Source organism: Peribacillus sp. NPDC097225 (genome assembly GCF_044761955.1).
In the GTDB taxonomy this organism is placed as follows: Bacteria; Bacillota; Bacilli; order Bacillales; family DSM-1321; genus Peribacillus.
Map to the genome: position 1 here is coordinate 718,773 of NZ_JBIWDJ010000002.1, position 12,232 is coordinate 731,004.

The 12,232-nt window shown below is 42.9% G+C and carries 9 protein-coding genes; 2 read left to right on the forward strand and 7 right to left on the reverse strand.

Going from position 1 to position 12,232, the window contains the following annotated elements; translation table 11 throughout:
- Positions 1 to 22 precede the first annotated feature (22 nt).
- From priA to ACIQXH_RS09380, 7 genes are all read right to left on the reverse strand, one after another.
- Positions 23 to 2,434, reverse strand: coding sequence for a primosomal protein N' (priA, locus tag ACIQXH_RS09350; protein WP_402868236.1), 2,412 nt, complete (start codon positions 2,432 to 2,434; stop codon positions 23 to 25).
- A gap of 6 nt (positions 2,435 to 2,440) precedes the next feature.
- On the reverse strand, positions 2,441 to 3,643 hold the full coding sequence (coaBC, locus tag ACIQXH_RS09355) for a bifunctional phosphopantothenoylcysteine decarboxylase/phosphopantothenate--cysteine ligase CoaBC (protein WP_402868234.1): 1,203 nt from the start codon (positions 3,641 to 3,643) through the stop codon (positions 2,441 to 2,443).
- Between the two features lie 264 nt (positions 3,644 to 3,907).
- Positions 3,908 to 4,114, reverse strand: a complete 207-nt coding sequence (rpoZ, locus tag ACIQXH_RS09360) for a DNA-directed RNA polymerase subunit omega (RefSeq protein ID WP_402868232.1) — start codon at positions 4,112 to 4,114, stop codon at positions 3,908 to 3,910.
- Between the two features lie 3 nt (positions 4,115 to 4,117).
- The gene (gene gmk, locus ACIQXH_RS09365; protein WP_402868230.1) at positions 4,118 to 4,732 is read right to left on the reverse strand and encodes a guanylate kinase; all 615 of its coding nucleotides are present in this window, start codon (positions 4,730 to 4,732) and stop codon (positions 4,118 to 4,120) included.
- A 10-nt stretch (positions 4,733 to 4,742) separates the two neighbouring features.
- Positions 4,743 to 5,006, reverse strand: coding sequence for an extracellular matrix/biofilm regulator RemA (gene remA, locus ACIQXH_RS09370; protein ID WP_034313813.1), 264 nt, complete (start codon positions 5,004 to 5,006; stop codon positions 4,743 to 4,745).
- A 54-nt stretch (positions 5,007 to 5,060) separates the two neighbouring features.
- On the reverse strand, positions 5,061 to 5,936 hold the full coding sequence (locus ACIQXH_RS09375) for a YicC/YloC family endoribonuclease (protein WP_402868228.1): 876 nt from the start codon (positions 5,934 to 5,936) through the stop codon (positions 5,061 to 5,063).
- A 152-nt stretch (positions 5,937 to 6,088) separates the two neighbouring features.
- Positions 6,089 to 8,767, reverse strand: coding sequence for a calcium-translocating P-type ATPase, SERCA-type (locus tag ACIQXH_RS09380; RefSeq protein ID WP_402868226.1), 2,679 nt, complete (start codon positions 8,765 to 8,767; stop codon positions 6,089 to 6,091).
- Between the two features lie 323 nt (positions 8,768 to 9,090).
- On the opposite strand from ACIQXH_RS09380, the gene ACIQXH_RS09385 reads away from it, so the two are divergent.
- Complete coding sequence (locus tag ACIQXH_RS09385) at positions 9,091 to 10,818, forward strand: Rqc2 family fibronectin-binding protein (RefSeq protein ID WP_402868224.1); 1,728 nt, start codon at positions 9,091 to 9,093, stop codon at positions 10,816 to 10,818.
- A 384-nt stretch (positions 10,819 to 11,202) separates the two neighbouring features.
- Entirely contained in the window at positions 11,203 to 11,952 is a 750-nt protein-coding gene (locus ACIQXH_RS09390; RefSeq protein ID WP_403123221.1) for a hypothetical protein, read from the forward strand.
- Positions 11,953 to 12,232 lie beyond the last annotated feature (280 nt).

The following is a 12,232-nucleotide window of genomic DNA, read 5'->3' on the forward strand; positions in this document are numbered from 1 at the left end:
ACAGCTCGCGATATCATAACAACTACATCATAATCTGCGGATTTAAATCAATGGAAATCTGCAGGTGATTTTGGGCCGTTTCCTTTTGATAATGCTCCAAAAGCGTTCGTAAATGGTGATAAAGCTCCGGCTCTCGTTTGTATTTTATCAGACATTGGTATCGATATCTATTGTTGATTCGACTAATTGGGGAGGCGACCGGCCCGAGGACGATAGAATCCTTATGCAGTCGCGAACTCAGGAAATTAGTAATCTTATCCGTCACACTCACGGTTTTCATCAAGTCCTCATGAGAAACCGTTACGAGGATTACATAATAATAAGGAGGATAATGGGCTTGCCTCCGGATGTACATCTCCCTTTCATAAAATGCATCGTAATCCTGCATAGCGGAAAGCTCTATACTGTAATGCTCAGGCGTATAGGTTTGGATCACCACTTCACCAGGAAGTGTATGTCGCCCTGCCCTTCCGCTGACTTGCGTCAATAGCTGGAATGTCTTTTCCGAAGAACGGAAATCAGGCAAATGCAGCATCGTATCGGCTGAAAGCACGCCAACCAACGTAATATTCGGGAAATCAAGGCCCTTGGCAATCATTTGGGTTCCAAGCAGTATATCCGCTTTCCCTTCACCGAATGCATTCAGCAGCCGCTCATGTGATCCCTTCCTACTCGTCGTATCGACATCCATCCGAATTACTCTTGCATCAGGGAGGATCTTGGCAAGTTCTTCCTCCACCTTCTGTGTACCCGTTCCAAAGAATCGGATATGGTCACTCTCACACTCGGGACACACAGAAGGCATCCCTTCCTCAAACCCGCAATAATGGCATTTCATTATATCATTAAAGCGATGGTAAGTGAGGGAAATATCACAATTTGGACAGTTGATCACCAATCCACAACTACGGCACATGACAAAGGAGGAATGCCCACGCTTATTTAACATCAGTACCGTCTGCTGTCCCTTTTCGAGCCGATCTTGCAACTTCGTGAATAGCAGTTCGGAAAACATTGAGCGGTTTCCCGATCTTAGTTCTTCCCTCATATCCACGATATCGACTGCAGGCATAGCATGTTTATTCATCCGCTGACTGAGGGTCAATAACTGATAGACATTTTTCTTGGCACGGGCAAAGGATTCTAGGGTAGGGGTGGCACTTCCGAGGATGACAGGGCATTGATAGGATTTCGCTCGTTCAATCGCAACATCCCTTGCATGATAACGCGGATTTTCTTCTTGCTTGTAACTCGCCTCATGCTCTTCATCAATGATGACGATCCCAAGATTCTCAAATGGAGCAAAAACGGCCGACCGTGCCCCTACCACTACTTTTACTTCTTTACGATGAATTTTCCTCCACTCATCATATTTTTCTCCAACGGATAAACCACTATGCATGACCGCAACCTGCTCGCCAAAGCGTTCTTTAAACCGTTTCACCGTTTGGGGAGTCAAAGAAATTTCCGGAACCAACATGATGGCTTCCTTCCCTTTCTCCATAACCGAAGCGATGGCCTGTAAATACACTTCTGTCTTCCCACTTCCCGTTACACCATATAAAAGGAAAACGTCATGTTCGTCCTGTTTAATCTTCTCCTGAATGGGCCCAAGCGCGGCAGCCTGCTCATCTGTTAATGTGAAGGGATTGGATTTATTAAATACACGGTTTTCATAAGGGTCGCGGTATACTTCTTGTTCCAGTTCGACCAATGCCCCTTTTGCCACAAGGGACTTCACCGTCCCACTAGAAGCATTAACCAATTCAAGAAGCTCCTTAAGCGGTATCGGGTCTGGGTGTTCAATGAAATATTGGATGAGCTCCTGCTGTTTTCTTGCATTTCCGGATAGCGACGAACCCATTTCTTTCAATTCCATTGGAGATACTAACGGTTTTATAACCCGTACCGTCTTTTTATTGAGACGGTTTTTCACAAAATACACTAACTCTAAATTGCCTTTTTGCAACTCTTTTTGAAGAAGGGAAGCATGTTCCCCTTCTATCGCATCTTTCCATGATAGCGAATCATGCTTGCCAAAAAGAGCTTGTATCATCGTGGACAGCTGGGCCTTTTTACCGTCTACGATATTGATGACTTTTTCATATTTTGCTTTCATTGCTGCCGGTAGCATCGCTTGCAGCGCCGAAATTTTGAAACACATGGCCTCTTTCGTCAACCAGTCACCAAGTTGCAGCAATTCATCATTTAAAACAGGCTCCAAATCCATCAGTTCTTTAATATGGCGGAGCTTAGCAAATTCACTTTTATCTTTTAGCCCCGTTACGAATCCCTGCACCATTCTGGGACCAAATGGAACAATGACTCGCATGCCAGGTTTAATGACCTGGATCCATTTCTTAGGAATTCGATAATCGAATTCCCTATCCGTTTGTTTTGCAGGTACATCCACTATGACGGATGCAATATCCATTAGACATCAATCCTTTTGCATGCAGGATACTTCTGCCAAAATACTTTTGGCGATATCCGCTTTACTCATTTTTGGAAGTTCGATGGAACGCCCATCCTTATTAAAGATCGTAACAATATTTGTATCCGTGCCGAAGCCTGCACCCGATACCGTAACATTATTGGCTACGATCATATCGGCATTCTTCTTCACCAATTTCCCTTTTGCATACTCTTCCACATTATTCGTTTCGGCTGCAAAACCGACTAAGAGCTGATGAGTCTTATTCTTGCCCAATTCCATAAGAATGTCCTTTGTCCGTTCAAATTCAATCACATTTTCACCAGGCTGTTTTTTCATTTTCTGTTCATGATAGAATTTGGGTTTATAGTCGGCAACCGCAGCCGTCATAATTACCACATCACTCGAGTCAAATTGCTCAAACACCGCTTCATACATATCTGCGGCTGATTCGACGGGAATGACCTTCACCTTCGAAGGCGGAGCCAAACTCACGGGCCCGGTGACCAAGGTCACATCGGCTCCCTGATTGGCTGCCTGCTCGGCAATGGCATAGCCCATCTTGCCACTAGAATGGTTCGTCACGAAGCGTACAGGATCGATTGCTTCACGGGTAGGCCCCGCCGTGATTAAGAATTTCTTACCCTTAAGTGGTTTCAAGCCAACTTCCCCAAAGTATTCTTGTAGATGTTGTACAATCGTTTCCGGTTCTTCCAGTCTTCCCTTTCCTACATAGCCGCAAGCCAAATACCCTTCACCGGGCTCTATGAATTGATAACCAAACGTACGAAGCGTCTCCATATTCTTCTGCACAGCCGGATGAGCGTACATATGGACATTCATAGCCGGAGCTACCCAAACAGGGGCCTCCGTTGCAAGCAACGTGGTCGTGATCATATCATCCGCGATGCCATTGGCTATCTTGCCAATAACATTCGCTGTGGCAGGCGCCACCAGGACAATATCCGCCCAATCAGCAAGGTCGATATGGGCAATGACCGAGGAATCTTTTTCATCAAATGTATCGGTATAAACATCATGTCTTGAAAGTGCCTGAAAGGTAAGAGGCGTCACGAATTGGCGCGCCGAGGCACTCATGATCACCTTAACGTGAGCCCCTGCCTGCGTCAGTTTACTGGTCAGGGCTGCAGCCTTATATACAGCAATTCCGCCAGTGACACAAAGTAGAACCTTTTTATCGATTAGCATGCAAATTTCCCCTAACTATACATTCTATTATTAACTAATTATGAAGGTTTACAGGTAAAATTTCATTATATATGCGCAAGAACCTTGGTAAGTGTCAATAAAGTCCATAACCGCTTTTTGGATTGCTGTTTGTTTGCTCCTATCCAAAATCAAAACAAACAGGCCTGACACACCTTTGCCGCAGGAAGGAAGCAAGTTCCAAAAGTAACGCATCCTGTTTGCTGTTAGGGTGTCAGGCCCGATAGGTCAAGCTTAAGTGTTCAATTATTTTACTTCAGATGAATTATCATATGATAATTTACCAGAATAGATTTCTTCAAGGGCACGACCGACTGATTTGTGAGAAACTGGTTTAGCAATCATGCAGTTATCTTTAATTTGCATTTCTCTAGCACGCTTGGCTGCCACAGATACAAGTGAGTATTTTGAATCGATTTTCAGTAATAATGAATCAATAGATGGATATAACATAGTTTATTCCGCCTCCAACATTTTTTTATAAAGAACAGCAACTCTTTCCCGACGGCAATGTTCGGCAATTACAATTGCATTAATTCTAGCACAAGCAGCATCTACATGGTCATTTTCAACGACGTAATCATACAGATCCATAAGCTCTATTTCCTCTTTAGCCACCTTCATGCGCCCTTTGATCGCTTCCTCCGTCTCGGTACCACGGGTTACGATCCGACTTTCAAGTTCACTCAAGCTTGGCGGGGCAAGGAAAATGAATAGGCCTTCAGGAAACTTTTCCCGAACCTGCCTAGCTCCTTGTACTTCGATTTCAAGAAAAACATCTTTTCCGGAATCAATCGTTTCTCGGACATAATCAACAGGTGTTCCATAATAATTGCCGACGAACTCCGCATATTCCAGGAGCTTTCCTTCTTCAATCAACGCTTCGAAATCCTCACGCTTTTTAAAGAAATAATCTACCCCATCCACCTCACCTTGCCGTGGAAGTCGTGTCGTCATCGAAATTGAATACTCGAATGCCGTACCCGGCTGAGAAAAGATTGCCTTTCTTACGGTACCCTTACCCACACCTGATGGGCCGGACAAAACAATTAATAAACCTTTTTCTCTCATAATCTTTCAGTTACCCCTCTTCTACGCTATCATCTCGATCTTGAAGCCTTGCTGCAACCGTTTCCGGTTGAACGGCGGATAAGATGACATGGTCGCTGTCTGTAATAATAACGGCCCTTGTTCTTCTGCCGTATGTAGCATCTATTAATGATCCGCGATCACGGGCATCCTGGATAATCCTTTTTATTGGAGCAGATTCAGGACTTACAATGGATACGATCCGATTTGCGGAAACGATATTACCAAAACCAATATTAATGAGCTTAATTGACATTTTTGTCCCCCATTCATATTCTATTGTCGCCTTGACAGGGTTATCATAAACCGATTATTCGATATTTTGAACCTGTTCCTTCAATTTTTCAAGCAGGCTTTTCATTTCAACCACTTCTTTTGTAATGGCTGAGTCATTTGCCTTTGAACCGATCGTATTGACTTCCCTGTTCATCTCTTGAACGAGAAAATCCAATTTCCTCCCAATCGGTTGGCCTTGCTTAAGGGTATCCGAAAACTGTTGCACATGGCTATCGAGCCTAGTCAATTCTTCATTTATATCACATTTATCCGCAAATATGGCCGCCTCTGTGACAATGCGACTATCTTCAATCATGCCATCAGTCAACTCGGAAAGCTTTATTGTCAGTCGATCCTTATATTGCTTTACAACAGAAGGCGCATAGGTTTTGACCCCCGCTACAATCTCAGCAAACTTCTTTAACTGACTTTGCAAATCACTGGCCAGCCCCTGTCCTTCCTGAACACGCATTTGTTTCAGGTTTTCTAGGGCACCCTTTACTGATTCCATAAGCAACTTTTCCAAATCACTAGGAACGGTCGCTACTTCTTCCATCAAGAAAATCGATTCGAGTTGCAGTATATCTTGAAGCGAAATGGAACCGCCAAGGTTATATTTCCCCTTCACTGCATCCATCAGGCTTACATATTGATCTGCAAGATTCCAATCGATATCAACATTTTTAGAAACCAGGCTTTTCCCTTCGACCGTTATGAAGAGTTCCACCCGTCCCCTTCTTATGTATTCACTCGCCATTTTTTTCACTTTTTCTTCCAGAACCAACAGCTGGCGCGGCATTCGAATCGTATATTCGCAGAAACGATGGTTGACGGTCTTGATTTCTGCAAAGACCTTGACCTGTTCGTTTTGTGATTCTCCTCTTCCATAGCCCGTCATACTGGTAACCATGTCTCCACTTCCAATCAAACATAATGTAGTAACTTGGTATGTTCATTCAATCTATATCAGCATTTTCACGTCATGATCAGTATAAATAAAAGGTTCTAAAAATAAAAAGGTAATAGAGAAAGACTCTATCACCTAAAAGATTATATCATATTTTATTGTGCTTTTCTTGCTAAAAAGGTTCCCGCCAGTAAAAAAGTTGGGATTGATGACATTCCTACCACTAATAGCCAATCCCTGCCCGAAATCGGAACGGTGTGAAAGATTGCCTGTAGCGGCTGTACATACATGACAGCAAGCATTAACAACAGGGAAGAGAGCACTGCTCCCACTAAATACAGATTGCCAAACGGATTTCTTGAGAAAATGGACTTTTCACTCCGACAGTCAAAAACATGGATCAACTGGGCAAGTACAAGGGTCGCAAATGCGATGGTCTGTGCATATGCAAGATTATCAGGATTCGCACGATATACCACATAAAAGGCAATTAACGTCGAGATCCCAATTAAAAAACCACGTGAGAGGATTTTCCAGCCTAGTCCCCTCCCAAAAACCCCTTCATTAGCATTTCTCGGATTCCTTTTCATCACATCTTCTTCAGGATCATCGAGACCCAAAGCCATCGCCGGGAGTCCGTCCGTCACCAAGTTGACGAATAGGATTTGAATGGGAATCAATGGTAAAGGCAAGGCACAAAGCATGGCGAAAAACATGACAAGAATTTCACCAACATTCGATGCCAACAAATACCGGATAAACTTCCGAATGTTTTCATAGATGTTCCTTCCTTCTTTAATAGCCGATTTAATCGTGGCGAAATTATCATCGACCAAAATCAAGGAAGAAGCCTCCTTTGCGACGTCTGTACCCGTGATGCCCATTGATATACCGATATCGGCCGACTTTATTGCCGGAGCGTCATTGACGCCATCTCCCGTCATCGCAACAACATGTCCTTTATTCTGTAAAGCCTTCACGATTTTCAACTTATGTTCCGGGGAAACACGGGCGAACACAGACACTCCTTCAACGATTTCTTCGAGCTCGTCAACTTCCATCGCCGATAATTGATGACCTTCGAGTACACGGTCTTTCCCTCTTAAAATACCAAGATCTTTAGCAATAGCCCTGGCTGTTATAACATGGTCGCCCGTTATCATGACCGTTTTAATTCCCGCATCCCGGCATTCCTTAACTGCTTGTTTCACTTCAGGACGAGGTGGGTCTATCATGCCCTGCAGCCCCATGAAGGTCAAATTCCGTTCGGCCTCTGTCTCATGGAGTAGAATGGTTCCCTTTGAAAGTGGTTTGTAACCCACTGCAATCATCCGAAGTGCACTTGATGCAAGCTCATTCATTTTCAGTTGAACCCGTTCCTTGTTTTCCCGATTTAGCGGGTCCGTTCTACCGTCCACTAAAATCGTATCACTCTGGGCTAGCAAAACATCTGGTGCCCCTTTTACTACGACAAAATGGTTTTCTTTATCATCCTTGACTACAACACTCATCATCTTCCTTTCAGAATCGAATGGAAACTCCCTCACGATCGTGAACTGGTTTGACAAATGCTCCCTCGTCAAACCCGCCTTCATCGCCGCTACTACCATCGCGCCTTCTGTCGGATCTCCGTCAAGGACATATCCTTTTCCTCTCTCATTTACCTCGGCTTTGTTGCAAAGAATCCCAAATGTCACCATTTGGAGGAGAGCCTTTTCATTTTTTGGAGCGACCGAAACTCCTCCTGAAGAAAACTCCCCAGTCGGATGATATCCTGTCCCACTTACATCCCATGTCTTCCCGCCACTCCAAATTTTCGTAACCGTCATTTTATTCTGGGTCAATGTTCCAGTTTTGTCGGAACATATCACTGTGGCACATCCAAGCGTTTCAACCGCAGGCAACTTCCTAACAATGGCCTTTTGTTTAATCATCCGTTGAACGCCAAGAGACAAGGCTACTGTCACAATGGCAGGCAAGCCTTCCGGGATGGCCGCAACAGCCAAGGAAACACCGGCTAAAAACATGGTATAAAGATCATGCCCTTGAAGGACACCCGTTAATACGACGACTCCAGTTAAGATCAACGCGGTAATGATTAAGATTTTTCCCAATTGTTCCAATCGTCGTTGTAGTGGCGTTTCCTTGGTTTCTGCTGTTTGAAGAAGGTCCGCTATCTTCCCCATTGCTGTGTTCATTCCTGTCGCGACAACAATTCCAATACCATTTCCTCTAGTGACCATCGTTCCCATGAACGCCATATTTTCCTGATCCCCGATGCTTTCCGCCTCGCCCATTAATGGATCGGAGCATTTCACGGCTGGAATGGACTCGCCAGTTAGAGCTGATTCTTCAATTTCAAGGCTGGAATGGTCGACGATCCGTAAATCTGCCCCTATTCGGTCCCCGCTTGCAAATTTCAAGATATCCCCTACTACCACTTCCCTTGAAGGGATCTTCAGCCATTGCCCGTTCCTTAATGCCTGAACCTGTGGGGCTGTCATTTCCTTTAAGGCATCCAATGATTTTTCAGCCTTACGTTCTTGAAAAAACCCAAGTACCCCATTTAAAAAAACAATGGCAATGATGGCAATCGCATCGATATATTCACCCAAGATGCCAGAGACCAAGGTTGCCGCAAGCAAGACAATGACCATAAAATCTTTAAATTGAGCGAAGAACAGTAAAATGGCAGATTGCTTTTCCCCTTCTTTCAGTTCATTGAATCCTTGCTTGTTCAGCCTGTCCTTTACTTCTTTCTCATTCAAACCAGCTTTCACGTCCGTTTGAAGCGCCTTCTCCATTTCTTGCTTATTCATTTCCTTGAACTCCATCGAGTATCACACATCCCTTTGAATAGAATGAAATAGGCCCCAGTATACATGCTCAAAACAGGCACTTAGCGTTGCTCACCCTCATCCGCCTGCATACTAAACTACATAAAACAACTGCTCTTCTTCCATGATTATTCAGACTCGTCCAAAAAAATGCTATAATTAATCTGAAATTGCACAAACGGATTATCCGACCTACCGATGGATTAATGAATGTCAGGAATAGACTCATTCCCATGTTTATTCCAGTAATATAGGCAACCATTTTAAAACGGCTATTGAAAGAGCCTTATAGAAAATCTTATGTAAAGGAAGTAAAATGAATGTCATTCGATGGATTATTCACGAAAGCGATAACGGAAGAAATCGCTTCTTTATTAAAAGGCGGGCGCATCAATAAAGTGCATCAGCCCTATAAAAACGAAATCATACTGGTGGTTCGGGCTGGAGGTAAAAATCAAAAGCTACTATTATCTGCACACCCGAGCTATTCAAGGGTACAGCTGACAGAAGAAAGCTATGAAAATCCGAAAGAGGCACCAATGTTCTGCATGCTGCTCAGGAAGCATCTGGAAGGATATACAATCGAGGACATCTATCAACATGAGCTAGATCGGATGATCATCCTCGAAGTGAAAGGTAGAAATGAACTGGGCGATGTTTCCCAGAAACAGCTAATCATCGAAATTATGGGTCGTCACAGCAATATCATCTTAGTTGATAAAGAGCGGAATATGATTTTAGACAGCATCAAACATGTATCACACGCTGTGAACAGCCACCGGGCGATATTACCTGGCCAGGAATACATTCTCCCCCCAGAACAGGAGAAGCAAAATCCATTTGACTCCACTGACGATGATATAAGGAAATCGCTGGACTTTAATGCTGGAAAGCTTGACCGTCAGCTAGTAGCCCATTTCTCAGGAGTTTCACCCCTAGCGGCTAAAGAGGCCGTTTACCGTGCTGGTTTGGCGAACAGTTCGACACTTCCACCTGCTTTCTCTAGCCTCATAAAAGAGATTGCAGATCGAGAGTATGTCCCGACCATCAAACAAGATGGCAGTAAAGAAGTTTTCTATATGCTTTCCCTGAATCACCTGACGGGTAAAGAAAGGTCATTTCCATCCTTAAGCGAGATGCTTGACCGCTATTACTTTGGGAAAGCCGAACGGGACCGCGTCAAGCAAAAGGGCCAGGATATAGAACGCTTCATTACGAATGAAATAGAAAAAAACTCAAAAAAAATCGGCAAATTGGAACGTACGCTAAAGGAAACGGAACGCGGGGAACAATACCAACTGTTCGGTGAATTGCTGACAGCCAACTTATATCAAATGAAAAAAGGCATGAAGGAAATCGAGGTCATCAATTATTACAATGAAGATCAAGAGACTGTCGTTATCCCGCTTAATCCATTAAAAAACCCATCTGATAATGCACAGAAGTACTTTTCAAAGTATCAAAAGTCCAAAAATGCGGTCGTTGTCGTCCAAGAGCAAATCGAAAAAGCCCAACTGGAATTGGCTTACTTTGAAGCCTTGCATCAGCAATTGCAGTCTGCCTCACCAAAAGATATCGAGGAAATACGCGAAGAACTACAAGAAGAAGGGTACATCCGCCAGAAAAAGAAAAAGGGCATGAAAAAACCTGCCAATGCCAAACCGCAGCTTGAGACTTATTACAGTAGTGATGGAGACCTCATATTTGTCGGGAAAAATAATAAGCAAAATGATTACTTGACGAATAAATTTGCCCGTCGTGATGAAATCTGGCTTCATACGAAGGATATTCCCGGCTCACATGTCGTGATTCGGAATGAATCACCAAGTGAAAATACGATAAAGGAAGCGGCCGCTTTAGCTGCATTCTTCAGCAAAGCCAAGCAATCAAGCTCGGTGCCTGTCGATTTCACCCAAGTTCGCCATGTGAAGAAACCAAATGGATCGAAACCTGGGTTTGTCATCTATGAACAACAGCAAACCGTTTATGTTACCCCTGATGCCGATACGGTCATTTCTTTAAAAGAAGTGACACACGTAAAAGGATAAGTATTAATAAAAACAATACCCTGTGAACTGCACCCCGCTTGTTAGACATGACCTAACAAGCGGGGTGCAGTTTTTATTTTGGTTGAAGCATCATCTTAGAGATGGTAAAAGTGAATAATATACTAATAGAAATCGTAAAGAGAAGGGCCCTTTTGTCTCATGAAAAAACGATGCCTTGAATGTCACCAGGTCGAAAGTCTTGTTAAATAGTAAAACAAAAAAATAAATACATATTTTAGAAATCAAGATAGAATAAATACCTATTCAAAGATCTATGCTTCTCTAGTCCATCATTTGTAAAGCACTGAAGGTTTGATTTTTTCAACCAAATCCTTAAAAACTATGGTAATATAGTTCCTGTTGTAAAAGGGAGGAATTATTTCAATGAAAAAAATATGGAGTATGAGTCTTTTGTTGGTGGTTTTACTATTGACTGCCTGTTCAGGTGAGGAACAAACTGTTTCAACTGAGAAAGGTTCTTCTACCAATACAAAAGCTGAACAAAAAGATAAAAAAGAAGCGAAAGTAGAAATAATGCAAGAAACATTCGGTGCTTGGAAAGATTCTATTGATTCTGTTTGGGTGAACTATTCTGCCGAAGTGAAAAATACCGGAAATGCCCCTGCTTCGTTAAGTGATATCCAAATTAATTTTGAAGGGGAAGACGGAAGCGTCCTTGGTACGGCCAGTATGATAACGGCTACACCTGATGTCATCATGCCAGGTGAAACGGCGTATATTGGTGAATCCACTATTTTAGATTCTGTGAAAGACCCTAAATTGGTCAATAAAGCGTATTCTAATATAGATTTCGATACAACAGATGAGGAACCAGCCTATTTAAAAACGGAAAATGTTAAGTTGAACGCTTTGAGCGGTGATTTTTCAGATAATCCTTATTCTGTCACAGGGAATGTGATAAATGACGGGGATGAAAAAGCGGATGACATTCGTTTGGCATCTGGTTTATATGATGGAGAAGGGAAATTGGTAGGCGTATTGAATGGTTCATTAGATATTGGGTTGAATTCAGGTGGAAAAACGGCATTCGAACTGAACTATCCAGAACTTCCACCTACCGTCAAAGGAAAAGCGAAAGAAGTAAAAACTGTTGCTTACAGTTGGAAGTGGTAATTTAATAGTATAAAAAAGGTATTTTTTTTAAAAAGTGATAACTAGAATGTTTCCACATGAAACAAACTTTGGTACACCGCTTGTATTAGTGGTGTGCTTTTTTATGTTAATACGAACCCTGATCACCCTCCTTTTTACTTCCACCATAGCCAAAACTGCAATGGCATAGTATATGTGTCATGGGGGTACGGTACCAAAAAAGTATAAACAACACCCCATATTCAGTAGAGAATACGTGGTGCTGTTTAAGCGTACCTATCAAACATCAACCCATTAGCTC